Origin of the sequence: Rhizobium sp. MHM7A (assembly GCF_005862215.1) — a bacterium.
GTDB classification, from domain to species: domain Bacteria; phylum Pseudomonadota; class Alphaproteobacteria; order Rhizobiales; family Rhizobiaceae; genus Rhizobium; species Rhizobium bangladeshense.
The window spans coordinates 304,112-329,399 of the sequence record NZ_VCHT01000002.1 but is presented as its reverse complement, the minus strand read 5'-3'; the positions used below and the strand labels follow the sequence as shown (position 1 = coordinate 329,399).

Here is a 25,288-nt window from a genome sequence, read left to right as displayed (position 1 = left end):
ACGTCGGCGGCGTCGTTTATCCAATCAACAACGCGTGAGCACCCCCTGCGACAGGGTGCGACATTATTTTCGCCGAACAGGCGGAGGCCGGCCACCGCAAGTGCTCCGGCATGGGGGGTGTGCGGACAGAATTTGGAATAAAACATCTGAAAACAGAAGCTTACGGCCATCGTCGACGCACGTCGTGATCTTCGTGGCGCCTGCTGAACCCTCGCTTCGAAGCCTCTCAAAGTGCCATTTCCGGCAATCATTATTTTTTTGTAATTTGAACAAGCCGCCGCACCGCAATAGGTTCGATCTCAACAAAGCGATCCCCGAGCGAAGCACCATCCCTACCCCCGGCGCCGCTTCGCAAGGGTGCCTTTGCAAATACCCTCCGGCTTGGGCCTCGGCCCTGCGTTGCCGGCGGAAGCAAAGAGCAAGAAGGCAGGAGCGCCCCCAGCTCCTGCCTTCTTAATTTTTGGCTCTCTCCGAGAGAGTTTCGCTTTTAGAATTAACCGTTTGTTGACAATAGCATTGACATGCTGCGCTCGCATGAAAGATGAATGCGCCGACATCCTGGACCGCTTTCAATGGCCTTCACTGCGGAAAATCTTGCGGCCGACGATCGTTTTCTCGCTGCAATCCTTCATTGCGCCGATCAGCTCCTTGCGATCTATCACGAGAGCCCGCGCATCGGCTCCATCTTCGCAGCGCAGCAGCGCTGGCTGATGGCGCATGCCGGCTTTGCGCTTCATTACGGCTTTCCCGACGACGGCCAGAGCCCCGGTCTCTATTCCGGTCGCTTCATCGATTTCGCGGTCAAGAATGACATCGCCAGCCGCAACACGGCCGCTGCCTTCATGCAGGAAATGCTGGCCTATCGCTTCCTCCGACTGGTTCCCGGCCCCGACAGGCGCACGCGCTATTTGGAACCCACCGAGATCGCCGAGCAGAATTTCACCCGATGGCTCGTCACCCATATGATGATGCTCGACAGCCTCGATGGCGGCGGGCGCGCCGACAGGATCGTCGCCGATCCTTCGGCCATGATGGCGGCGATCCAGCCGCGGATCGCAGCGGCGATCATAGGGAGTGAAGCGGTGCGCAGTCCCGGCCCCACCTTCAACTTATTCAACTGGGCGAATTCCGGCGGGCTGGTGATGGACTACCTGATCTCACGCCTCCCGGAATTTCCCAAGACGGAAGAACGCGTCGTCCTCGGTTCGCTGTCGCTCAGGGAAATCCGCGAACAGTTCATGATCTCCAACACGCATCTGAAACGGCTTCTGACCCAGGCGGCGACCATGGAAAGCATTGGCTGGACCAAGCCTGCCCGCAAGGGCGACTTCTGGCTGTCAGGCCGTTTCATCCTTGAGTATCGCAGTTACCAAGCGGCGAAGTTCGCCATTGTCGACGCCGCTGCCGAGACCGTACTCGGGCCTGCGGTTCGCGATGAACTGCAGGCAAGGCGGGTCGTCTAGCGCATCGGCCGAAAATCGGAGTCGATTTTCGGAAAAGCACGATGCGCAGATTCAGAGTGTTAGAGCGTTCTCGTGCGTCCGAAAGGACGCACGGCGCTCTAAGCGATCAGTTCAAGAGTTCCTTGACGGTTGCCGACGCCTTGGCGAAATCCATCTGGCCGGCATAACGCTCCTTGAGCGCCGCCATCACCTTGCCCATGTCCTTGACCCCGGCAGCACCCGTTTCCGCGATGATCGCCGAGATATTGGCGCGCACTTCGCCGTCGGAAAGCTGCTTCGGCATGAAGTCCTGGATGACTGCGATTTCCGCACGCTCCTTGGCGGCAAGCTCCGGCCGGGAGTTCTCGCCGTAGATCTTGGCCGATTCGTCGCGCTGCTTCACCATTTTGGCGAGAATCTGCAGGATCTCGTCGTCGCTCGCCTGCTCCTTGCCGGCGCCGCGATTGGCAATATCGCGGTCCTTGATCGCGGCCTGAATCAGCCGGACGGTGGACAGCCGCTCCGAATCCTTGGCCTTCATCGCCTCTTTCAGCTGGGTGGCGAGTTGATCGCGCAGCATGTCTTCACTCCTTTTTTGATGCCGCTTCATAAACCACGCCGATGCGGGGGATCAAATAAATTGCGCGATCATCGCGAGAAAGCGCAGGAAAACGGCCGCAATCCCGGCTACAAAGATTGACGCTAAGCGATTGCGTGGCTATTTACCGCCACCTGCACCAAAATTCGTGATCAGGCCTGAAAGCACGCGGCATTGCCGTGCCCACACGTCTGCGAGATCAAATGGCGACGAGCGCGGCTAGGCGCATCGATTGCCGGAAACGGGATGAAGATGACCGCAACAGCACCCTGGACAACCGAAAAGCCGACCGCCCTGCTCGTTCTTTCCGATGGCACAGTGATCGAAGGTAAGGGGATCGGCGCCACCGGCAAGGTCCAGGCCGAATTGGTCTTCAACACGGCGCTGACGGGTTACGAGGAGATCCTGACGGATCCCTCCTATCTTGGCCAGATCGTCACCTTCACTTTTCCGCATATCGGCAATATCGGCACCAACGAGGAAGACATCGAGGACCTGACTCCCGCCGCCCGCCACGGCGCCGTCGGCGTCATCTTCAAGGCCGATATCACCGAACCCTCGAACTACCGCGCCGCCAGGCATCTCGACCAATGGCTGAAGGCCCGCGGCATCATCGGTCTCTGCGGCATCGACACGCGTGCGCTGACCGCCTGGATCCGCGAGAACGGCGCGCCGAATGCTGTGATCGCCCACGACTCCAACGGCGTCTTCGACATCGAGGCGCTGAAGGCCGAAGCCAAGGCCTGGAGCGGCCTTGAAGGTCTCGATCTTGCCAAGATCGCCTCTTCAGGCCAGTCCTCGCAATGGGCACAGACGCCGTGGGTCTGGAACGAAGGCTACGGCGAACTCGGCGCGGCGGATGCGAAATATCACGTCGTCTGCCTCGATTACGGCGTCAAACGCAACATCCTGCGCCTATTTGCCGGCCTCGATTGCAAGGTAACCGTCTTGCCGGCCACCAGCAGCGCCGAAGATGTGCTTGCCATGCAGCCGGACGGCATCTTCCTGTCGAACGGCCCGGGCGATCCGGCGGCGACCGGCGAATATGCCGTGCCCGTCATCAAGACGCTGATCAAAACCGATATACCGGTTTTCGGCATCTGCCTCGGCCACCAGATGCTCGGTCTCGCCTTGGGTGCCAAGACCGAAAAGATGCATCAGGGCCATCACGGCGCCAACCACCCGGTCAAGGATCACACAACAGGAAAGGTCGAGATCGTCTCGATGAACCACGGCTTCGCGGTAGACTCGAAGTCTCTGCCCGACGGGGTTGAAGAGACTCATATTTCCCTGTTCGACGGCACCAATTGCGGCCTGCGCGTGCTCGGCAAGCAAGTCTTCTCCGTCCAGCACCATCCGGAGGCCTCCCCCGGTCCGCAGGACAGTCACTATCTCTTCCGTCGCTTCATCAACATGGTGCGCGAGAAGAAGGGCGAACCGGCGCTCTCAGAACGCTGATTTCATGAAGGTCGATCTCGAGAAGGGCCGCCGAACCGGCAGCCACTCCTGCGATGTGACTCTCTTGAATCTTGAAACACCGCAATAAGAGAAGGGCCGCTATCTGCGTGAGCGGTCTTTTTTGGTGTCGAAGGTAAGGCTGCTTTGCGCCCACCTGTCGCAAGCTCAACATAACTGGGCCCCTCGCCGCAAACCCGGTCTGCCAGTTGTTTGTCACTCCGCAACGAGCATTTCACGAAGACAAGACGCGGCTTGCCGAAACCGTGCCTAAGGAGAGTGCAATTCCACGAGGGCACTTTTCGATGGCGCACGAGACCCTCGGCAGATCGAGAGATCGCTTAACGTCAGTCCTACGCCGCTGACGGGCAGAGTGAACATAGTGAACACCTAAACTGTCTGGCCGTAAGTGCGTTAATCGTCATGAACGGAGCGAGGAAATTGGCGCTCGTCCGCTAAATCCTGGCCCAAGTGAGCGTGAAAGCCCGCAGCGAACAGGCGTGATATCATAGCTTCAGCTTCCTCCGCGGCTCTTGAGCCGGATCAGCTCAAACACGCCTGAAATATCTTCGTTTCCATGTCCAGCACCATCCCGTTTGCGGAACAGTTCCAGCATGGGCTCAAGCAAATAGGTGGCGACACCCTGCTCGCGGGTGGCGGTGAGGATGTTTTGCAGCGAGGCGGTCTGCATGGCGAGATTCGACACGACATTGACGCCGTGCCGGCCGCTATCGATCTTCTCCGCATATCCTGGAAGTTCACCCATCATCGCGGTCATCCAGGGGCCAAGCAGCTTCAGAAATTCACTTGCACGGATGCCTTCAGAATCGACGAGGGCGCTGGCTTGAAAGAAGCCGGCAAAAAGGCCATACATGCCGCTGAGAAGAGCGAGATCGTGTAGCGACGCCAGTCCGGCATCCGCACCGAGATAGGTCGCAGCGCCAAGCGCCTCAAGAGTGCGGACATGCGCATCGAAAGTCGCTTTCGAACCGCTGTAGAGGATGAGCGCATGGTCGCCTCCGATCATCGGAGGCGTCGCCATGATGCCGCCGTCGAGATAGGCGGCGCTGAGGCCTGCGACCCGCTCGGCGACAGCGCGGGCCTGGGCCGGCGTTCCATTGGTTAGATTGACCACCGCACGCCCAGCGAGCGCCGAGGCCGCACCGTCAAGCACGGAATTCGATGCGGCGTAGTCCAAGACGCAAATCACGGTGACATCGCTTGAGGCGACGGCGTCTGCCGCGCTGCTGCATTCGCGTGCTCCCTTGGCAACCAAAGAGCCAGCCTTGCCGGGCGTACGGTTCCATAGGGTGACTGAATGACCTTGTTGGAGAAAGCGGGCCGCCAGCGCCTGCCCCATCGCTCCCAGGCCGAGAACCGAGATATTGGCCATGTATGTGTCCGTCCTTTCACCTTCTTCTTGCAACGCCCGCCCGAGCGAGCGGTCGCCGAAAGATGCAATATTGGACGGCTGTGTAGTAGTGGGCTATTCACAGACCCATCGTCTACAAATCGGAACGACGGATCAATGCTGAATCTCAACGACCTTCTCGTTTTCGTTCACGTAGTGGATCACGGCGGTTTCGCTGCAGCCGGTCGCGCGCTGCGCCTTCCCAAGTCCACGCTCAGCAAACGGCTAGCCGAGTTGGAAAGGGAAATCGGCGTCCGCCTAATCCAGCGAACCTCGCGCAGCTTCGCCGTGACCGAGATTGGCCAGGAACTATATCGTCATGCCGCCGCCATGCTCATCGAGGCGGAGGCGGCGGAGCATGTCATCAAGGGCCGTCTGGCGGAACCGAGCGGAACTGTTCGGATCACGGCCTCGCTGCCAATTGCCCAATTCCGCTTGGCGGCGCTGCTTCCGCGCCTCGCAGCGATCTACCCGAAGGTGCGCATCATACTTGACGTTTCCGACAGGTTCGTGGACCTCGTGCAGGAGGGCTTTGACATTGCCATCCGCAACCACTTCGCCCCGCTGCCCGACACCGATCTCGTGCAACGTCGGATCTATGACGATCCCGCCTGGCTCGTCGCCTCCGCCGACTATATCAGGGAGAAAGGCGTGTGTTCTCGACCCGAGGAAGCAAGTGAGCTCGATGGGCTCATGGCATCGCCCTCGCAAACGGTATGGACACTTCGAAATGGCGAAGGCGCCGTCGCCAAGATCACGCCAATGCCGCGCTATGTGGCCAATGAAACTATCTCGCTACTGGAAGCAGCAAAGGCCGGTCTTGGCGTGGCTTGCCTTGCAAGCAGCTTCTGTGCACCACTCGTTGCATCTCGCGCGCTTATTCGCATTTTACCCGAATGGACAGCAGGTGGCGTGACGACAACCTTGCTGATCCCCCATCGCCGCGGACAGCTCCCCTCAGTTCGAACGGTCGCGGACTATCTGATCGCAGAACTCTCTCGGCGACCCCAAGATGCCTGATCATCGAAACAGGTGTCGCTGGGCGGCGACAGAGAACGTCGCATCAGCCATGCTGACGCGCCAAGCTACAGCGGACGGGTTTCTTCGCAAACCAAAAGCGGGTCTGCGTGCAACTTGCCGTCACCGGTATCCGCTGTATCGGTTGGCCGTCAGCCGCTAGCCCCCCGCGAGATCGACATGCAATGCCCCTCTTGACCGTTTTAACTTCGATCGTCCTTCGAGATCGCCAAGTCCAGAATTCGAATGTCCGCGGCTTCCATGGCATATTGCGCGTAACGAAAGTCACGGATCGTGTGAAGCATATCACCGGCCCAATTTAAGAGAACAAAATAGGCAGGATGACTGCTGATGGGGCCCTGCTCAAACACCAGTACCGCGGGACGGCCCTCAATTAGGCCAGCCCCGAGCCTCCATCTGTCTTCGCGGGAGTAGTTACCGAAGTAGGACGAGACCTGGCTCCGACCATGCATCACCACCTCACCAACGAGATCTGCTTTAACGTCCTCGGCAAGTCTTTGCCTTAGCGCGTCGAAATCGCGCGCGTTGAAGCGATCGATATAAAAGGCGAGGAGCTCTTTCTCCGCGGCCGAAAGAACGGGCAGCAACCGCTCTACCGGATCGGCCGCTACGTCGCGCAGCCTGATCCGACCGCGATGTAGAAGCGCCTTGAGGGCGGGCAGGGTAACACCGGTAATCGAGCAAATCTCACGCAGCGAATAGCCGAGCACATCCATCAGGATGACGCTGCTGCGCTCGCGAACTGGCAGCCGCATGAAGGTGCGTAGGCTGGTGGCAGCGATCTCGCGCGCCTCGGTCTGGGACAGAGGTTCGACAACCATGTCAACCTCTTCCTCCGTGATGAGATCGGCCAGCCGGCTACGTCGCCTCAGGAAGTCGAGTGCAGCGTTATGAGCAATGCGAAACAGCCAACCTTCGGGATTGGCAATCGGCGCTGCCGCTGGCAGTGCCTCCATCGCCTTCGCCAGAGCGTCCTGCAAGACATCCTCTGCGTCGATTACCGAACCGGTCATGCGTGCGCAGTAGCGGTGTAGCTTTGGCCTCAATGTCCCGAGCCGCGGACCGAAGGTTGCGGCAAAGATCTCACTCCATGCGGCGGGGGCGGTCATTCGTCGCTCATTTGCTGAACATTTCAAAGTCGCCAATTACCTGCACTACGGCTTGGGCCGGTTCCTCAAGGCAGCGATTAAGAATGCCGTTCCGGAACGCACCGAACGCGTGGAGGCTGGCGACAGAGTCGTCTACACCATCCTCCACTGCGAGGAGATGCAGAAAGACGGATTCATCGAGCCGCAGAGCAGCGTATTTCACGCCGGAAGGTGCGTTTTCGGTCAGCTCCCGGAATACCTCCTCGATCAGCCTCTGGTTCTCGTCAGCGCTCTCGGGTCTCGTTCTATAGCGGATTGCGATGCGTTTCATCAATGCCTCCTCGATTAGCGATCTCCTCTACGAGACGCTTGTCGGGCTTAGAAAGATTCGCCTACCGTGGAAAAATCTCTGCGAATCCTTTTCGACAATCCGGTCGTCTTCTCCTGTGTAGTCCCCGGTCCAAGCACTGTTTCTGTGCGAAGCCGGACAGCGCCACTGATTTAACCAGGAGAAACGACATGCCCACTTTTATTATCGAAGGCCCTCAGGGTCTGCGAAGCGAGGCCAGGACGAAGATGATGGGAGAGATAGCCTCTGCGCTCGAGGAGGCCTACCACATCCCAGATGTCCGCATCTTCCTCCGTGAGCACGCACCTGCCAATGTGGCACAGGACGGTCGTATCGAAGCAGAACCAGTCCGGCCGGTCTGCTTCGTCGAGGCGCCGCGGTTGCCAGGTCTGGACGCTCGGCGTTCGCTGATAGAGAAGTTGAATGACGCCGTCGCGAGGGCGTTTGCCGGCATTGCCAACACTGATGACATCTTGATCCTATGCAATGAATATCCGTTGGAGCTTGCCGGCGCGGGTGGACGTCTTCAGTCGGAGAATCTAGACGTTGTCGCAGCGCTGAAAGATGCCGCCGAATAGGCCTGCGGGACGGGACGCGCTGCTCTACCCGGTACCTCCTCTTAATTGACTGCAGGTTCCACGCCCCGCTGGTGCGGCTCTTGAGGGTCGCACCGCCAAAAAACATCTGGCGCGCCTTTTTCGCCGGACGGAGGGCTTCGATCCCACTGCCGCGAAATCGTCGGCGGCGATCGTATCAGGCGTTCAACGAGGTAACTGCCCCGCGGTGACGATCTTGGCGCCACCCATAACCGCCAGGCCGCGTTCTTAGCTAGCATCAGGACGTGATGGTCGACGAACTGCTCTGCAGTGTCGGGTGAAATGTGCGCTCTGATATAATCGCGCTTGCGGCAAGCCTTCCATAGATCGGCGGGAGGCGCTTCGCGGTCTACCGGGTCCCTTTCACTACCATATTGACCTCAACCATGGTTGAGGAATTACAGAAGTGCCTGCAGATCCGATGCAGGAGAAACACATGAGCGGAACTTTCTATCGTGTCGACAAGTTCATCGTGCCGGCTGCGGCGCGTGAGGAGTTTCTTGTCAAAGTGATGATGACCCACAAGCTGCTGGAGGCACAGGAGGGATTCGTCGAACATAGGGTGCTGGAGCAGATCGCAGGTCCCGGCGAGTTCAATTTCGTCACCATTGCCGAATGGCAAAATTCCGAGTTCGTCGAACGCGCGCGGGCAGCCGTGGCGGCCGCCCATAAGGCCGCAAATTTCGATCCGCAGGAAATGTTTTCGCGTCTCGGTATCAGAGCCGATATCGCCAGCTACAAGCCTGTCGCAGCTTGAGGCAAGACGGGCCGGCTCAGGCGCCGGCCGCTGCCCCTTCCCGGCGAAGCAGAAGGTAGAACCGTCCACAGAGCATTGTCGCGGCGGCTGCCAGACCGACGAGGAAGCCGAACCAGATGCCGATGCCGCCGAAACCCAGCGGGAAGGCAAAGGCCCAGGCGAGGAAGAAGCCGATCGGCCAGTAAGCAATCAGCGCCATGATCATCGGCACGCGCGCGTCCTTCAGGCCGCGCAGCAATCCGTTGGCGATCACCTGCAGTCCGTCGACCAGCTGGAAAAGCCCGGCAACCACAATCAGCGGCCCGGCATAGGCAAGCACCTCGGGCGCCTCGGGCGAGCTGACGTCGAGGAACCAGCTGCCGAGGAATTGCGGCATGGTGGCGAAGATGACCGATCCAACCGCCGAGATGGCGCAAGCGATGATCACGACCATGATCGAAGCGCGCACCAGTCCGTCATAATCGCCCTGCCCGTGCGCGACGCCGATGCGCACCGTCGCCGCCTGGCTGAGACCGAGCGGGATCATGAAGGCGATCGAGGCCCATTGCAGGGCGATGCCGTGGGCGGCGAGCTCGATGGTACCGATATAACCCATCAAGAGCGACGCGACCGTAAACAGACTGACCTCGGCAAGCACGGTCACGCTGATCGGGAAACCGAGCCGGATGACCTCCAGCAGCGCGTGCCAGTCCGGCTTCCAGAACCGCACGAAGATCTCGTATCGCCGCGTCTCTTCCCGCCGCTGGACAAAGACGAGGATGAAGAGGAAGCCCGCCGTCTGCACGACCACCGAGACGATCGCCGCGCCCTCGAGCCCCATGGCCGGCAAGCCGAAATGGCCGAGCACGAGCGCATAGGCGAAAATCGCATTCATCACCAGCGTGACGATGGTGACGTTGAGGATGATGCCCGCCTTGCCGATGGCGCTGACCAGGGCCCGCAGGACATTGAAAAGAAGGGCCGGCAGCACGCCGAATTGGCCGATCAGAATGTAGCCATGGGCGAGCCTGGCCACCTCCGGCTTCTGCTGCGCAAAGAGCAGGATCTGCTCTGCATTGAAAAAGGCCGGTTGCGCGATGATCCAGAATCCGATCACCACCCAGAGCCCCATGCGCAGCGATCGGCGCACCGAGACGACGTCGCCGCGGCCATAGGCCTGCGCCACCATCGGAATGACGGCAATGGAAAAGCCCGAACCGAAGATGAGGATCGTGAACAGGAACTGGGCTGACAGCACCATGGCCGCCAACTGCTCGGCGCCAAGGCGGCCGATGATCATCACATCGGTGGTGTGGATGCCGAGCTGTGCGAGCTGGGCGCCGATCAGCGGAATGCCGAGCGCCAGCGTCGCACGGAAATGTGCGCCCCAACGATTATCGTTTGTCGGCGCAAGGCTGCGCGCGTCGATCGACGTGTCCATGACACCGGTCCTGTGATTGAAATATGTGGTCGTCGCAACTTGCTGCGAAATATCATTCGGACTTAGATCAAAGCCCGGACAAGAACTACCCCAAAACAAGCAGATGATGAAAAATTCATCATCGCATCACCATTTCTGATCAATCAGCCGGCGGCTTCCAGCGCCTCGGCCGGCTCCCTCGCCCGAACCCGTGTCAGGAATACCGCGGCGGCCAGAAGGATGAGCACGGCGGCCGTGAGATACGGCGCGCCGGCGAAAGTGACGGGCGCCTCAGGCCGTGTGAAATAGCCGAACATCTGCGTGAAGATCAGCGGGCCGACGATGGTGGTGATGCTGCTGAGGCTGGTCAGCGCACCCTGCAATTCGCCCTGCGCCGACGGCGGCACCATGCCGGCGGCAATGCTGCGCAGTGGCGGATCGGCGACATTTTCGATGACGGTCGCGACGATAACGACGTAAACCACCCAGCCCTCCCAGGCGAAGGCATAGCCGGTCAGTCCTGCGGCGGAGAAGCAGAGGCCGAGAAGCGCCGTCTTCCATTCGCCAAGCAGAGGCACGACACGCGGCAGGACCAAGCCCATGACGAGCGCCGCGCCGATGCCGTAAATGCCGAGCGACAGGCCGATCTGGCCCTCGCTCCAGCCATAGCGGTAGGTCGAGACGAAAGACCAGACCGAGGGATAGACGGCATGCGCCAGGAAGAACAGGAACATGACGAGGCTGACCCAGCCGATGCCGGGGTAATGGCGCATCTGGCGCAGCGCGCCGAGCGGATTGGCACGTTTCCACTCGAAGCGGCGTCGGTTCTTCGCTTCCAGCGTTTCCGGCAGCAAGAAGCAGGCGGCAATGAAATTGAGAAGCGACAAAGCGGCTGCGCCGAGGAACGGCACGCGCGGGCCGAATTCCCCGAGAAATCCACCGATGACAGGGCCGATGGTGAAGCCGACGCCGAAGGCGATACCGATCAGCCCGAAATTTTTCGCCCGGTTCTCCTCGGTGCTGATATCGGCGATATAGGCCGAACAGGTGGCGAAGCTGCCGCCGCTGATGCCGGCAAGCACACGGCCGACGAACAGCATCCAGAAGCTGGTGGCGATGCCGCAGATGAAATTGTCGATCGCAAAGGTCAGCACCGAAAGAAGAAGGATCGGCCTGCGGCCGAAACGGTCGGAGAGGTTTCCGAGCAGCGGCGCGAACAGGAACTGCATGCCGGCATAGACGAGCATCAGCCAGCCGCCGTCGATCGCCGCGTCGCTGACGCTGCCGCCGGTCAGCTGCTCCAGATAGGCGGGCAGCACCGGCATGATGATGGCGATGCCGATAATGTCGAGGAAGAGGATGATGAAGACCAGGAAAAGGCCACGGCGAACGAATCTGGGATCAAGCATGAAGCATCTCTACAGCAATCGTTTCTGAAAAGACGATCTCGTCACCGCGAGCGTATCGGCCCGAAAGTCGGCATCGATTTCGGAAAGCACGATGCGCAGCTTCAGAGTGTCAGAGCTTCCTTCGTGCATCCGAAAAGATGCACGGCGCTCCACAGTGACATAGCTCAGAAAAGACACCGAAACAATCCGTGAACATTCAAATGTATCCGCTGAGTTGTACGGGAAAATCATCAGAGCCTCAACCGATGCACGCAAGATCGCCGGGGGTCCGTTCCCCTGCAAAGGCCGCGAAGGCATCCAGATTGAGCGGGCAAATTATCCATTGTGCATTCTCCCGCACGGCCTGTCCGACACCGTCCGATTATCGCCCGAATGCGGAAACGGTAAAACGGCGTCGGCAGCGCCGCGGTGGCGCGGATGTCCCTCGCGCCAGCGGCGCAACAAAGGAGAAGACAATGCAGACCTATCGTTTGGGACACACCGGACCCGATGTCTCGGCCATCGGCCTCGGCTGCATGGGCATGTCGGGCATGTATGGTCCCGCCGACCGCGCAGAGAGCATTGCGACAATCCATGCCGCGCTCGATTCCGGCATCAACCTGCTCGACACGGGCGACTTCTACGGCATGGGCCACAATGAAATGCTGATCGGCGAGGCATTGAAGGGCCGCAGGCGCGAAGACGCCGTCATCAGCGTCAAGTTCGGCGCGCTTCGCGATCCCGCAGGCGGATGGAGCGGCATCGATGCCCGCCCCGTAGCCGTGAAGAATTTCCTCGCCTACACGCTACAGCGCCTCGGCGTCGACTATATCGACATATACCGCCCTGCCCGCCTCGATCCGAATGTGCCCATCGAGGACACGGTCGGCGCGATCGCCGATTTGATCGAGGCCGGTTACGTCAAACATATTGGTCTTTCGGAAGTCGGCGCCGACACGATCCGCCGTGCCGCCGCCGTCGCCCCGATCGTCGATCTGCAGATCGAATATTCGCTAATCTCGCGCGGGATCGAGGACCGCATCCTGCCGACGACCCGGGAACTAGGCATTTCGATTACCGCTTACGGCGTGCTTTCGCGCGGCCTAATCAGCGGGCATTGGCAGAAGGGGCAGGCCACCGCCGGCGACTTCCGTACCCATAGCCCGCGCTTCCAGGACGGCAATATCGATCAGAACCTCGCACTGGTAGAAAAGCTGCGCGAGATCGCCCAAGCAAAAAGCGTCTCAGTCGCCCAGATCGCCATTGCCTGGGTCGCCACCAAGGGCAAGGACATCGTCCCGCTCATCGGCGCCCGCCGCCGCGACCGGCTGAGCGAGGCGCTCGGCTCACGCGCGGTCGACCTGTCGCCGGAAGATTTCGCTGCAATCGAAAGGGCAATTCCGAAGGATGCGGCGGCCGGCGGGCGTTATCCCGAGCATATGCTCCAGCATATGGATAGTGAGAAGTAAGGTCGGGTAAAAGGGCTGAAGCGTCATGCCGTGCAGTTGCACGGCATGATCTCGCCTTTTCAGACCGGACCTGAAAACGTATCGCACGCCGTCAGCTGTCCGCTGTCGAAACCGCGCTTGAACCACCTGGCGCGCTGCGCCGAGGTGCCGTGGTTGAAGCTCTCGGGCACGACGTAACCCTGCGAGCGTTTCTGCAGCGTATCGTCGCCGATCTGCTGGGCGGCGTTGAGCGCCTCCTCCAGATCGCCGGCCTCAAGCAGGCCTTTCTGCTGGGTATATTTGCCCCAGATGCCGGCGAAGCAATCGGCCTGCAGCTCGACACGCACCGACATCTTATTGGCCTCCTCCTCGCTCATGCGCTGACGTGCCTGGTTGAATTTCGGCAGGATGCCGAGAAGGTTCTGCACGTGATGGCCGACCTCATGGGCGACGACATAGGCTTCGGCGAAATCGCCCGATGCGCCGAACCGGTCGGACAGCTCCTTGAAGAAGGTCGTGTCTAGATAGACCTTGCGATCGCCAGGGCAATAGAACGGACCGGTGGCGGCTGAGGCGAAGCCGCAGGCCGACTGCGTATGGTCGGAGAACAGCACGAGACGTGGCTCTTCGTAGGTCTGGCCTCGTGCCTGGAAAATGCCGTTCCAGGTATCCTCGGTCTCGGCAAGAACGGTGCGCATGAAGGCGGTCATCTCGTCATTAGCCGGCGTGCGCGTGTCCGATTGGCTCTGCTCGTAACCTGGGCCGCTCGACATGCCGCCGGTTTCGAGCACCTGCAGCAGATCGACACCCATCAGCTTGAAGATGAAATAGATGACGATAAGGAAGATGATCGTTCCGATGCTCAAGCCGCCGCCGGCGCGGCGAACGCCGCCGCCAGAGGGAAAGCTGAAACCGCTCCCGCGGCCAAAACCGCCCCCTGTGCGACCGCCGCGACGATCTTCGACATTGTCGGACTGACGCCGGCCTCTCCATTCCATTTTCGTTCTCCCCGGCAACGCTCGTGCTTGCACTCAAGAATTTATATAACCGCCGCCGGGAGGAATTCCAGCGGCTTCATCACACGGAACAGGGGGTTGAACAGCTCACTTTTTCCTCGGGCTTGGTTGCGCCGGTCCCTTTTGTCCGTCGCTTTTGCCGGCGCTGCTGTGCGACTTGCCCTCCCCCTGACGTGCCAGCTCCTTATCCACGGTCTCCCGCGACCCTTCTGCCGGGTCCTTGTCTTTCGGATCTACCATCACAACCTCCAGCTTCTCGACCGCAAACCTGAAGGACGCGATATTGTTCCCCTGACGGAGCAAGCGCTCGCTCTTCCGATCGTGACGGCCGCGAAGCCCCGATCGGCCGCGACCATGCCTCACATTTGTCTTCCGTTGCGTAAAGAAGATGCGTCAAGCGCTTGACGAGACTCCCGCTTTCGCTCTTCCTGAAAAGAGGAGAATGCGGGAGGAGATGGCGATGAAGGCGGTGCGCCTGCAGGCAACAGGACAGTTGCAGCTTTGCGAGGTCGAAAAACCGGCGCCACGCCCGGGCGAATTGCTCGTCAGGATCGAGGCCTGCGGCATCTGCGGCACCGACCGCCATATCTTCCACGGCGATTTTCCGTCGAAGCCGCCGGTGACACTCGGCCATGAATTTGCAGGCATCGTCGAGACGGTCGGACCGGGGGTGACCGATTTCCGCCCCGGCATGCGCGTGACAGGGGATCCGAACATTTCCTGCGGCGGCTGCGAGGAGTGCCGGCGCGGCCGCGTCAATCTCTGCCGTAACCTGCGGGCGATCGGCATTCACCGCGACGGCGGTTTTGCCGACTATGTCTGCATGCCGCAAAGCCAGGCCTTCGCGCTGCCGGCCGGTCTAGATCCGCTTCACGGCGCCTTCTGCGAACCGCTCGCCTGCTGCATACACGGAGTCGATCTTGCCGGGCTGCACACCGGCTCATCGGCCATCGTGCTCGGCGGCGGCGTGATCGGCCTGCTCACCCTTCAGCTAGCCAGGCTTGCCGGCGCAACTCGCCTCGTGCTGGTGACGCGGAGCGCCGAGAAACGGCGCTTGGCCGAAAGCCTCGGCGCCACCGCAACGGCCGATCCCGGTGACGGCGATGTCATTGCGCGCATCACCGCCGCAGACGGACTGCTGCCCGGCGGCGCCGACGTCGTCTTCGAATGCGCCGGCGTCACCGACACCATGCAGCAGGCGCCGCGGCTTGCCCGCCGTGGCGGCAGCGCCGTCATTCTGGGCGTCATGCCGCAGGGGGCAAAGATCGAGATCGAGCCCTTCGACCTGCTGTTTCGCGAAGTCAGGCTGATAAGCTCCTTCGTCAACCCTTTCACCCATGGCCGCGCCGCCGATCTAATCGCCACCGGCAGGATCAAGATCGAGCCGTTGATCTCCCGCAGGATTACGCTCGCGGAAGCTCCCGACGCGATCATCAACCCGGCTCGCGGCGGCGAAATCCGGGCGCTCGTCATTCCCGGCCGGCAGTAGCCTCCCGCGCCGGTTCGAATTCCTGTCGATTCCGCGATTTATGGGGTTCCGTTTGCAAATACATTTGCCTATAAGCCGCTTCTAGCCTGAAAAGACCCAGCATGCGCAACCGACCCGGTGATCTCCCACCCTGGCCGGTTTTCTGCGCAGCCAGAAAATGGATATCGCCATGCCGAAGCGCCAAGACATCAAATCGATCCTCATCATCGGCGCGGGACCGATCGTCATTGGCCAGGCTTGCGAATTCGACTATTCCGGCACCCAGGCCTGCAAGGCGTTGAAGGAAGAAGGCTACCGCGTCATCCTCGTCAATTCTAATCCTGCAACGATCATGACCGATCCGGGGCTGGCCGACGCAACTTACGTCGAGCCGATCACCCCCGAGGTCGTCGCCAAGATCATTGCCAAGGAACGCCCTGACGCGCTACTGCCGACCATGGGCGGCCAGACGGCTCTGAACACCGCCCTCTCCCTCAAGCGCATGGGCGTGCTCGACCGCTACAATGTCGAGATGATCGGCGCCAAGCCGGCGGCCATCGACATGGCCGAAGACCGCGCGCTGTTTCGCGAGGCCATGGCCCGCATCGGCCTGGAAACCCCGCGCTCGATGCTGGCGAACGCCACCGACATCAAGGACCTGGACCGCAAGACGCATGAGGCCGAGCGTAATAAGCTCCGCGAAAGTCTTTCCGGATCCGATCTCGACAAGGCGTTGGACGAGCTGGAAAATCAGTGGAATCTGGGCGAGAGCGACCGCAAGCAGCGCTACATGAACCACGCCATGGCAATTGCCGCCCAGGCGCTCGACCATGTCGGCCTGCCCGCTATCATCCGCCCGTCTTTCACGCTCGGCGGCACCGGCGGCGGTATCGCCTACAACCGTTCGGAATTCTTCGAGATCGTCGGCGGCGGCCTCGACGCCTCGCCGACCACCGAAGTGCTGATTGAAGAGTCCGTGCTCGGCTGGAAGGAGTATGAGATGGAAGTCGTTCGCGACAAGGCGGACAACTGCATCATCATCTGCTCGATCGAGAACATCGATCCCATGGGCGTCCACACCGGCGATTCCATCACTGTCGCACCGGCGCTGACGCTGACCGACAAGGAATACCAGATCATGCGCAACGCCTCGATCGCGGTGCTGCGGGAGATCGGCGTCGAGACCGGTGGCTCGAACGTCCAGTTTGCCGTCAATCCGAAAGACGGCCGCCTCGTCGTCATCGAAATGAACCCGCGAGTCTCGCGTTCTTCGGCGCTTGCATCCAAGGCAACCGGTTTCCCGATCGCAAAGGTCGCCGCCAAGCTCGCCATCGGCTATACGCTGGATGAACTGGAAAACGACATCACCGGCGGCGCGACGCCCGCTTCGTTCGAGCCGTCGATCGATTATGTCGTGACCAAGATCCCGCGCTTCGCCTTCGAGAAATTTCCCGGCGCCTCGCCGGTGCTGACCACGGCGATGAAGTCGGTCGGTGAAGTCATGGCGATCGGCCGCACCTTCGCTGAATCGCTGCAGAAGGCGCTGCGCGGCCTCGAGACCGGCCTGACCGGCCTCGACGAAATCGAGATCCCCGATTTCGAGGAAGGGGAATCCAGCCAGAACGCCATCCGCGCCGCCATCGGCACGCCGACGCCGGACCGCTTGCGCATGGTCGCCCAGGCGTTGCGCCAGGGTCTCAGCATCGAAGAGGTGCATGAGGGCTGCAAGATCGATCCCTGGTTCATCGCCCAGCTCAAGAATATAGTCGACATGGAAGCCCGCATCCGCGAGCACGGCCTGCCGGAGGATGCCGCCAACCTGCGCATGCTGAAGGCGATGGGCTTCTCCGACGCCCGCCTTGCCACGCTGACCGGCAAGCGCCCGAAGGAAGTTGCCGAACTCCGCAACGGCCTGAACGTCCGCCCCGTTTTCAAGCGCATCGATACCTGTGCGGCCGAATTCGCTTCGCCGACCGCTTACATGTATTCGACGTACGAGACGCCCTTTGTCGGCGCCGCCCGCTCGGAAGCTCAGGTCTCCGACCGCAAGAAGGTCGTCATCCTCGGCGGCGGCCCGAACCGCATCGGCCAGGGCATCGAATTCGACTATTGCTGCTGCCACGCCGCCTTCGCGCTGAAGGATGCGGGCTATGAAGCGATCATGATCAACTGCAATCCTGAAACCGTCTCGACCGACTACGACACGTCAGATCGCCTCTATTTCGAGCCGCTGACGGCCGAGGACGTGATCGAAATCCTGCGCGCCGAACAGGAAAAGGGTGAAGTCGTCGGCGTCATCGTCCAATTCGGCGGACAGACGCCGCTGAAGCTTGCCGAGGCGCTGGAAAAGAACGGCATCCCCATTCTCGGCACCGCCCCCGACATGATCGATCTTGCCGAAGACCGCGACCGCTTCCAAAAGCTTCTGATGAAGCTCGACCTCAATCAGCCGAACAACGGCATCGCCTATTCGGTCGAGCAGGCCCGTCTGGTCGCCGCCGAGATCGGCTTCCCGCTGGTCGTGCGCCCCTCCTACGTGCTCGGCGGCCGAGCCATGCAGATCATCCACGCCGAGAGCCAGTTGCAGACCTATCTGCTCGACACGGTGCCGGAACTGGTGCCTGAGGATATCAAGCAGCGTTACCCCAATGACAAGACTGGCCAGATCAACACCCTGCTCGGCAAGAACCCGCTGCTCTTCGACAGCTATCTCACCCACGCGATCGAAGTCGATGTCGACTGCCTCTCCGACGGCACCGACGTCTATGTCGCCGGTATTATGGAACATATCGAGGAAGCCGGCATCCACTCGGGCGACTCGGCCTGCTCGTTGCCGCCCCGTTCGCTGTCCGTGGAACTGATCGACGAGCTGGAGCGCCAGGCAAAGGCGATGGCAAAGGCGCTCAACGTCGGGGGCCTGATGAACGTCCAGTTCGCCATCAAGGACGGCACGGTCTACGTTCTCGAGGTCAACCCGCGTGCCTCGCGCACCGTGCCCTTCGTCGCCAAGACCATCGGCGCGCCGATCGCCAAGATCGCCGCCCGCGTCATGGCCGGCGAGAAACTCGATGCGACCTTCGCCGCCTATGGGCAGAAGCCCGATCCGCGCAAGCTCAAGCATATTGCCGTCAAGGAAGCCGTCTTCCCCTTCGCTCGATTCCCCGGCGTCGACACGCTGCTCGGCCCGGAAATGCGCTCGACCGGTGAAGTAATCGGTCTCGACACCGATTTTGCGTTGGCCTTCGCCAAGTCGCAGCTCGGCGCCGGCGTCGAACTGCCGCGCGATGGAACGGTCTTCGTTTCCGTGCGCGACGAGGACAAGCCGCGCGTGCTGCCGGCAATCCGCATCCTCGTCGAAGAGGGCTTCAAAGTGCTGGCGACCGGCGGCACCGCCCGCTTCCTCGGCGAAAACGGCATCACCGCCACCAAGATCAACAAGGTTCTGGAGGGCCGCCCGCACATCGAGGACGCCATCCGCAACCGCCAGGTCCAGCTCGTCATCAACACCACCGACGGCAACAAGGCGATCTCGGACTCCAAGTCGTTGCGCCGCGCGACGCTGATGCAGAAGGTGCCCTATTACACGACGATGGCCGGCGCCGAAGCCGCCGCCCAGGCGATCAAGGCGCTGAGGGCAGGCAATCTCGAAGTCCGGCCACTGCAGAGCTACTTCGCTTGAGATGAGAGCAATTCCAGCAAAATAGTGCCGTGTTTTGTATCCCTAATTGAGTGAAAACAAAGAGATAGCGCCAACGCCCGCGGGCGGTGGCGCCAGCTCAGCCGGAATCAATTTGTTCGACTGATGCCATAAGCCGCTGAATTTTCAGCATATCCACACGAAACCGTGCCATCTCTTCCGCCTTCAGCCGCTCGTCCGGAATGCGCAGGAGATAGGATGGATGCACGGTCACGAAGAGCGTGCGCCCTCCCTCGATCGCCATCGCCTTCCCCCTGACATCCTGCAGGCGCTCCTTCACATCGGTCAGCGCCGCAAGCGCCGTCGCCCCCATCGCGATGATGAGTTTCGGCTTGACGAGCGCCAACTCCAGATCGAGCCACCGGCGGCAATGCTTCACCTCCCCCATGTTAGGCTTCTGGTGGATGCGGCGCTTTCCGCGTGGCTCGTATTTGAAATGCTTTACCGCATTGGTGACGTAGAGCGTCGACCGGTCGATGCCAGCCTCCGATATCACCTGATCAAAAAGCCTGCCGGCTGGACCAACGAAGGGACGCCCTGCAATATCCTCCTGATCGCCCGGCTGTTCGCCGACAAACATGACCTGCGCATCCCGCGGCCCTTCGCCAAATACCGTCTGCGTCGCATTGGCGTGAAGCGGGCAGCGCGTGCAGACGGCGGCTTCCGCGCGCAGTGCTTCCCACGTGCCCGCCGGAGCCTCAGGCTCTGCCGGGAGATTGCGTGCGGCCTTCTGTAGGCGGTCGTGAAAAGGCAGCGATTGCGTCGTCTCCCGCGCTACCATCTCCCGCACCTTGCTTTCGGCCGAGGCAATCAGGCCAGGAATGAGATCGGCTTCCGGCAGGTTTCTCCAGTACTTCTTTGGCATCTCCGCCTGCATTGCCTTCACCTTCAGCCGCGCCGGATTGAAGATGCTGGAATAGTAGGTGCGCCAGAGTTCGTCGGTGGCGTCGCTGAGATCAGGCTTTTCGCACGGCTCCTCGGCAATCGTCAGTCGATCCCCGTCCCAGGCGGCCGATCCCTTGGGCGTTGCGATCAGCCAGTCCATATCGGTGAAACGCCGCTGGAAGAAGGGAGCGGTGCGCCTGACGATATGATGGTCCGGCTCGAACCAGGCGAGGAATTTTCGGCGACGCGCCGATACCGCCCCGACTTCCTTGAAGCGGACGAAGGCCGTCATCTTGTGCGCGTCGCGGCGAACGTTCTTCGCCATCAGACGGGCACGCGCGACATCCTCGTCGGACGCAACCTCAAGCAGTCGCCGGTCCAGCTGCAGCCGCCAAAGCAGACGGTAAAGCAGGGAAAACCGCGCCGTATCGCAATGGCAAAGAACCGTCTCTGCAAGCTCGATGAAGGCGGGCGGCACCGTCATCGGCTTGCGTGATGCCGCCGGCGCCGGCGGCATGGCGTCACGTTGAAACGACAGATCGGCCTCGGCGCTTTTTTCGCGCCAGTCGATCTCCTCGGGCAAAATGCCGGCGGCCGCCAAGGCGCGTGCGGCATCACGCCATTCGGCAAGCTCTCCGCGTCCCGAAAGCACGACCCGGCGCATCACAGCAACGACAGTTGCTCAGGCTGCGGCTCAAACATGGCACGCAGATCCGGCCGGTCGATCAGCCGTCGCGGCGACCAGCCTTCCGCCGCGATGAAGGACCGGACCTTTTTGATTGAGACGCCGAGCCGGGAGAGATCATCGAGCCGCAGGCGCCGAAATCGGCGCGCCGAAACGATCGCCTTGACTGTTTTGGTGCCGAGACCGGGGACACGCAGCAACCGCTCGCGCTCGGCCTTGTTGATGTCGACCGGAAATTCCCCGCGATTGGCAAGCGCCCAGGCAAGCTTCGGATCGAGATTGAGATCGAGCATGCCGCCCGCCTGGTTTGCGGTGATCTCCTCGATGCCGAAACCGTAGAACCGATAGAGCCAGTCGGCCTGGTAGAGCCGATGTTCGCGCATCAGCGGCGGCTTGATCAGCGGCAGGTTTTTAGAGGCGTCGGGGATGGGGCTGAAGGCGGAATAATAGACACGCTTCAGGCCATAGCTGCTGTATAGCCGGCTGCTGCTGGCAAGGATGGTCGCGTCATTGGCTCCATCCGCACCGACGATCATCTGCGTGCTCTGGCCAGCCGGGACGAAACGCTGGCGTTTCCTGGTCTTGAGCGTCGGCTCATCAGCCGCCTCGATCTTCAATCTGAGATCCGCCATCGATCGCCTGATATTGGCGGGCTTCTTTTCCGGCGCGAAGCGGGAAATCCCGCTGTCGGTCGGCAGCTCGATGTTGAGCGACAGCCTGTCGGCATGAAGCCCCGCCTCCTCCATCAGATGCGGCGATGCCTCGGGGATCGCTTTGAGATGGATATAGCCGCGGAAATTATGCGTCAGGCGCAGCTCGCGGGCGATGCGGACCATCTCCTCCATCGTATAATCGGACGAGCGGATGATGCCGGAGGAAAGGAAGAGGCCTTCGATATAGTTGCGGCGGTAGAATTCCAGCGTGAGCCAGACGACCTCCTCGGCCGTGAAGCGTGCCCGCTCGACATTGCTGGAGGAGCGATTGACGCAATAGGCGCAGTCGTAAATGCAGAAATTGGTCAGCAATATCTTCAGAAGCGAAATGCACCGCCCGTCCGGTGCATAGGCATGACAGATGCCGGACCCCTCCGTCGAGCCGAGCCCGCCGCTCACGCTTGAATCGCGCTTAACCGTGCCGCTGGAAGCGCAGGACGCGTCATATTTGGCGGCGTCGGAAAGGATGGCGAGGCGTTCGGCAAGCGACTTCTTCATTCTTTTGTTCACTATACGTTCTAATATACATAGTCAACCAAAACGATCCGGCCGCTGCCCATTTTGGGGCGTATCGCTTGATGTCGCAGTGGGTTGCGTTTCGCTTATGCGAATTTTCTGGAAATCGGCCTTGCCGATCTGCTATAAGCATTCGACTAGGTTTGTGGCACGGTTCCGAAGCTCCCCTTCGGGACCTGTTTTCTTTTGTGTGTGCTCGAGCGTGCAGACGCAGGGAGTGAAGGACAGAAAAATGGTTGATAAGGTACCGATGACACAGGGTGGTTTCGTCAAGCTGCAGGAAGAACTGCGCTGGCGTCAGCAGGAAGAGCGTCCCCGAATCATCGAGGCGATCGCCGAAGCCCGTGCCCACGGCGACCTTTCCGAAAACGCCGAATACCATGCCGCCAAGGAAGCTCAGAGCCACAATGAGGGCCGCATCACCGAGCTCGAAGATCTGACGGCGCGCGCCGAGGTCATCGATCTCACCAAGATGTCCGGCGACAAGATCAAGTTCGGCGCCAAGGTGAAGCTCGTCGACGAGGACACCGAGGAAGAAAAGACCTACCAGATCGTCGGCGACCAGGAAGCCGACGTCAAGGCCGGCCGTATCTCCATCTCCTCTCCGATCGCGCGCGCGCTGATCGGCAAGGAAGTCGGCGATTCCATTGAGGTCAACGCGCCGGGTGGTTCCAAGGCCTACGAAATCCTCCAGGTTTCCTGGGGCTGATTGCCGCCACACACGAGACTCATTCCTTGCCGGACATTCATGACGTCGAGATCATCGCGCCCAACTTCAAGCGCCGGCTCTCCGGCGTCACCTCGACCATCGTTCAGCTCATCCCATGCCAGATCCGGCTTGGCATCAGGATCGCAACGCTCGGTCCCGGCCTTCCGGAGGGCCTGGCGAAGCTGAAATGGCCGCAGCTCCTTGGCCTTTGGCGCCCGCCGGCGCGTCGGCGCCACCGCATCTGGCACGCCCGCCGCAACAATGAGATGGCCGTCGGCATCCTGCTCCGTCATGTCCTGCGCATGCCGCTGAAGCTGCTCTTCACCTCGGCTGCGCAACGCCATCACACCGCCTATACGAAATGGCTGATCCGCCGAATGGATGCGGTGATCGCAACCAGCGACCGTTCCGGCTCCTTCCTCGAAGTGCCTCACACCGTCATCCAGCACGGCGTCGACCTTTCCCTGTTCCACCCGCCTGAAACGGCCGAGGACGCTATTGCCGCCACCGGCCTGCCCGGCCGCTACCTCGTCGGCTGTTTCGGACGCGTACGTCACCAGAAGGGCACCGATCTCTTCGTGCAGGCGATGATCGAACTGCTGCCGCAACGCCCGGAATGGACGGCCGTCGTCTCCGGCCGGGTGACGGCGGAGCACGCCGCCTTCGGGGAAAAGCTCAAGGCCGATGTCGCCGCCGCCGGCCTTAGCGACCGTATTCTTTTCCTCGGCGAAGTACCCGATATCAAAATCTGGTATCGCCGCCTGACGCTTTACGTCGCCCCTTCCCGCAATGAGGGCTTCGGCCTGACGCCGCTCGAAGCCATGGCTTCACGCACGGCGGTAGTGGCCTCGGATGCCGGCGCCTATGCCGAACAGATCGTCGGTGGCGAGACGGGCGCGGTGGTGGCTGCAGGCGATGGCGAGGCGCTGACACGGGTGATCGCCCGCTATCTCGCAGATCCCGCGCTGGCAATTGCGCATGGCGACAATGGGCTGCGTCATGTCAGGGAAAATTTTGCGCTGGAGAAGGAAGCAAGCGCGATCGGGGCGGTCTACGATCGCCTTCTTGGCGACAATCGCGGCTAAGCGAAAAAGAACGGCCCGCTGGATAGCGGGCCGCTGCGACACCGAACAAGTCGGCCTTTTATTCGGCCGGCTGAAGCGCGACAGCCGGAGCGCCCTCTTCTGCCTGACCGCCGAGAGCCACGGCGAGCTGCGCCGTGTCCAGCTCTTTTTCCCAGCGTGCCACGACGATCGTCGCGACCGCATTGCCGACAAGGTTCGTCAGTGCCCGGCATTCCGACATGAAGCGGTCGATGCCGAGGATCAGCGCCATGCCGGCGACGGGAACGGAGGGTACGACGGAGAGCGTCGCGGCAAGGGTGATGAAGCCGGCGCCGGTGATGCCGGCTGCACCTTTCGAGCTCAGCATCGCCACGAGCAGCAGCAGGATCTGGTCGCCCCAGGAGAGCTGGATGCCCGTTGCCTGGGCAATGAACAGTGCGGCCAATGTCATATAGATGTTGGTGCCGTCGAGGTTGAAGGAATAGCCTGTTGGGATGACGAGGCCGACGACCGAGCGCTTGCAGCCGGCCTTTTCCATCTTGTTCATCAGGCCCGGAAGGGCTGCCTCGGACGATGAGGTGCCGAGAACCAGCAGCAGCTCTTCCTTGATGTAGCGCAGCAGCGCCAGGATCGAGAAGCCGTTGTAGCGGGCGACGGCGCCGAGAACGACGAGAACGAAGAGCAGCGATGTGATGTAGAAGGTGCCGATCAGCATGGCGAGATTGGCGATCGATCCGATGCCGTACTTGCCGATGGTGAAGGCCATGGCGCCGAAGGCGCCGATCGGGGCGGCCTTCATCAGGATGGCGACCAGCTTGAAGATCGGAGCCGTCAGCGCATTGAGGATATTGATGACCGGCTCGCCCTTTTCGCCGACCATGGCGAGCGCAATGCCGAAGAGCACCGAGAAGAACAGCACCTGCAGAATATCGCCATCGGCAAAGGCGCCGACGATGGTCGACGGAATAATGTTGGTGAGGAAGCCGACAATGCTCTGCTCATGCGCCTTCTCGGCAAAGGTGGCGACGGCCTTCGGGTCAAGCGAAGCCGGATCGATGTTCATGCCGGCGCCGGGCTGAACGACGTTGGCGACGACCATTCCGATCACAAGGGCCAAGGTCGAGAAGGTCAGGAAGTACAACATCGCCTTGCCGGCGACGCGCCCGACCTTCTTCAGGTCGCTCATGCCGGCAATGCCGGTTGCCACCGTCAGGAAGATGACTGGGGCGATGACCATCTTCACAAGCTTGATGAATGCATCGCCGAGCGGCTTCAGCTGCGTACCGAGCTCGGGGTAATAATGGCCGAGAAGGATGCCCGCCGCGATGGCGGCGAGAACCTGAACGTAAAGATGGCTATAAAAGGGCTTCTTGCCCTTGCTGTCTGCAACTGCATCGAATGGTGCTGCGATCATGATGTCCTCCTAAAGGCTCCTACGGAACGAACTCCAGCCTCCCGAGCCGTTCGCTTCACTCCAACAGCTCAGCCGTTGTTGCCGTCTCTTTCGCAAGCGTCGTGCCAGTTTCGTATCTCCGCTCCAATGCATTGTATTCCTTGTTAAAAATC

21 protein-coding genes are annotated in these 25,288 nt (G+C 61.0%); 10 read left to right on the top strand and 11 right to left on the bottom strand.

The window, feature by feature from the left end:
- Window positions 1-572 precede the first annotated feature (572 nt).
- The gene (locus tag FFR93_RS09785) at window positions 573-1,463 is read left to right on the top strand and encodes a hypothetical protein (RefSeq protein ID WP_064705687.1); all 891 of its coding nucleotides are present in this window, start codon (window positions 573-575) and stop codon (window positions 1,461-1,463) included.
- 106 nt (window positions 1,464-1,569) lie between these two features.
- Here FFR93_RS09785 and FFR93_RS09780 read toward each other — a convergent pair whose 3' ends face one another.
- Window positions 1,570-2,022, bottom strand: a complete 453-nt coding sequence (locus FFR93_RS09780; RefSeq protein WP_064705688.1) for a GatB/YqeY domain-containing protein — start codon at window positions 2,020-2,022, stop codon at window positions 1,570-1,572.
- A gap of 270 nt (window positions 2,023-2,292) precedes the next feature.
- Between FFR93_RS09780 and carA the strand changes: the two genes are divergently transcribed.
- Entirely contained in the window at window positions 2,293-3,498 is a 1,206-nt protein-coding gene (gene carA / locus FFR93_RS09775) for a glutamine-hydrolyzing carbamoyl-phosphate synthase small subunit (protein WP_138393480.1), read from the top strand.
- A 511-nt stretch (window positions 3,499-4,009) separates the two neighbouring features.
- Here carA and FFR93_RS09770 read toward each other — a convergent pair.
- Window positions 4,010-4,888: an NAD(P)-binding domain-containing protein gene (locus FFR93_RS09770; protein WP_138393089.1), complete on the bottom strand. Its 879-nt coding sequence runs from the start codon at window positions 4,886-4,888 to the stop codon at window positions 4,010-4,012.
- A gap of 135 nt (window positions 4,889-5,023) precedes the next feature.
- Here FFR93_RS09770 and FFR93_RS09765 point away from each other — a divergent pair, with 135 nt between their 5' ends.
- Entirely contained in the window at window positions 5,024-5,926 is a 903-nt protein-coding gene (locus FFR93_RS09765; protein ID WP_138393088.1) for a LysR substrate-binding domain-containing protein, read from the top strand.
- A 200-nt stretch (window positions 5,927-6,126) separates the two neighbouring features.
- On the opposite strand, the gene FFR93_RS09760 is transcribed toward FFR93_RS09765, so the two are convergent.
- Together FFR93_RS09760 and FFR93_RS09755 are read right to left on the bottom strand one after the other, a co-directional pair.
- Window positions 6,127-7,053 (bottom strand): RNA polymerase sigma factor, encoded by a 927-nt coding sequence (locus FFR93_RS09760; protein ID WP_138393087.1) that lies wholly within the window; start codon window positions 7,051-7,053, stop codon window positions 6,127-6,129.
- Window positions 7,054-7,060: 7 nt separating this feature from the next.
- A complete protein-coding gene (locus FFR93_RS09755; RefSeq protein ID WP_138393086.1) occupies window positions 7,061-7,363 on the bottom strand; it encodes a hypothetical protein in 303 nt (100 codons plus the stop codon).
- A gap of 188 nt (window positions 7,364-7,551) precedes the next feature.
- On the opposite strand from FFR93_RS09755, the gene FFR93_RS09750 reads away from it, so the two are divergent.
- Complete coding sequence (locus tag FFR93_RS09750; protein WP_138393085.1) at window positions 7,552-7,959, top strand: N-acetylmuramic acid 6-phosphate etherase; 408 nt, start codon at window positions 7,552-7,554, stop codon at window positions 7,957-7,959.
- 454 nt (window positions 7,960-8,413) lie between these two features.
- The gene (locus tag FFR93_RS09745) at window positions 8,414-8,734 is read left to right on the top strand and encodes an antibiotic biosynthesis monooxygenase (protein WP_138393084.1); all 321 of its coding nucleotides are present in this window, start codon (window positions 8,414-8,416) and stop codon (window positions 8,732-8,734) included.
- Window positions 8,735-8,750: 16 nt separating this feature from the next.
- Here FFR93_RS09745 and FFR93_RS09740 read toward each other — a convergent pair whose 3' ends face one another.
- Together FFR93_RS09740 and FFR93_RS09735 are read right to left on the bottom strand one after the other, a co-directional pair.
- The gene (locus FFR93_RS09740; RefSeq protein WP_138393083.1) at window positions 8,751-10,154 is read right to left on the bottom strand and encodes an MATE family efflux transporter; all 1,404 of its coding nucleotides are present in this window, start codon (window positions 10,152-10,154) and stop codon (window positions 8,751-8,753) included.
- A 143-nt stretch (window positions 10,155-10,297) separates the two neighbouring features.
- The gene (locus tag FFR93_RS09735; RefSeq protein WP_138393082.1) at window positions 10,298-11,542 is read right to left on the bottom strand and encodes a TCR/Tet family MFS transporter; all 1,245 of its coding nucleotides are present in this window, start codon (window positions 11,540-11,542) and stop codon (window positions 10,298-10,300) included.
- Between the two features lie 455 nt (window positions 11,543-11,997).
- Here FFR93_RS09735 and FFR93_RS09730 point away from each other — a divergent pair, with 455 nt between their 5' ends.
- A complete protein-coding gene (locus FFR93_RS09730; RefSeq protein WP_138393081.1) occupies window positions 11,998-12,990 on the top strand; it encodes an aldo/keto reductase in 993 nt (330 codons plus the stop codon).
- Window positions 12,991-13,049: 59 nt separating this feature from the next.
- Here FFR93_RS09730 and FFR93_RS09725 read toward each other — a convergent pair whose 3' ends face one another.
- Together FFR93_RS09725 and FFR93_RS40770 are read right to left on the bottom strand one after the other, a co-directional pair.
- Window positions 13,050-13,967, bottom strand: a complete 918-nt coding sequence (locus FFR93_RS09725; RefSeq protein ID WP_138393080.1) for a neutral zinc metallopeptidase — start codon at window positions 13,965-13,967, stop codon at window positions 13,050-13,052.
- A 105-nt stretch (window positions 13,968-14,072) separates the two neighbouring features.
- Window positions 14,073-14,225 (bottom strand): hypothetical protein, encoded by a 153-nt coding sequence (locus tag FFR93_RS40770; protein ID WP_171049143.1) that lies wholly within the window; start codon window positions 14,223-14,225, stop codon window positions 14,073-14,075.
- 220 nt (window positions 14,226-14,445) lie between these two features.
- On the opposite strand from FFR93_RS40770, the gene FFR93_RS09720 reads away from it, so the two are divergent.
- Both FFR93_RS09720 and carB read left to right on the top strand, forming a co-directional pair.
- Window positions 14,446-15,474 (top strand): zinc-dependent alcohol dehydrogenase family protein, encoded by a 1,029-nt coding sequence (locus FFR93_RS09720; protein ID WP_138393079.1) that lies wholly within the window; start codon window positions 14,446-14,448, stop codon window positions 15,472-15,474.
- A 169-nt stretch (window positions 15,475-15,643) separates the two neighbouring features.
- Complete coding sequence (carB, locus tag FFR93_RS09715; protein WP_064705699.1) at window positions 15,644-19,132, top strand: carbamoyl-phosphate synthase large subunit; 3,489 nt, start codon at window positions 15,644-15,646, stop codon at window positions 19,130-19,132.
- Between the two features lie 97 nt (window positions 19,133-19,229).
- Here the strand turns inward: carB and FFR93_RS09710 are convergent, their stop codons facing one another.
- Both FFR93_RS09710 and FFR93_RS09705 read right to left on the bottom strand, forming a co-directional pair.
- Window positions 19,230-20,699 (bottom strand): UdgX family uracil-DNA binding protein, encoded by a 1,470-nt coding sequence (locus FFR93_RS09710; RefSeq protein WP_138393078.1) that lies wholly within the window; start codon window positions 20,697-20,699, stop codon window positions 19,230-19,232.
- Entirely contained in the window at window positions 20,699-21,931 is a 1,233-nt protein-coding gene (locus FFR93_RS09705; RefSeq protein WP_138393077.1) for a putative DNA modification/repair radical SAM protein, read from the bottom strand. The genes FFR93_RS09710 and FFR93_RS09705 overlap by 1 nt, the downstream gene beginning before the upstream one ends.
- A 250-nt stretch (window positions 21,932-22,181) precedes the next feature.
- Between FFR93_RS09705 and greA the strand changes: the two genes are divergently transcribed.
- A complete protein-coding gene (greA, locus tag FFR93_RS09700; protein WP_004672775.1) occupies window positions 22,182-22,658 on the top strand; it encodes a transcription elongation factor GreA in 477 nt (158 codons plus the stop codon).
- 26 nt (window positions 22,659-22,684) lie between these two features.
- Window positions 22,685-23,743 (top strand): glycosyltransferase family 4 protein, encoded by a 1,059-nt coding sequence (locus tag FFR93_RS09695; protein WP_138393076.1) that lies wholly within the window; start codon window positions 22,685-22,687, stop codon window positions 23,741-23,743.
- Between the two features lie 58 nt (window positions 23,744-23,801).
- On the opposite strand, the gene FFR93_RS09690 is transcribed toward FFR93_RS09695, so the two are convergent.
- Window positions 23,802-25,136, bottom strand: coding sequence for a dicarboxylate/amino acid:cation symporter (locus tag FFR93_RS09690; RefSeq protein WP_138393075.1), 1,335 nt, complete (start codon window positions 25,134-25,136; stop codon window positions 23,802-23,804).
- Window positions 25,137-25,288: the final 152 nt, after the last annotated feature.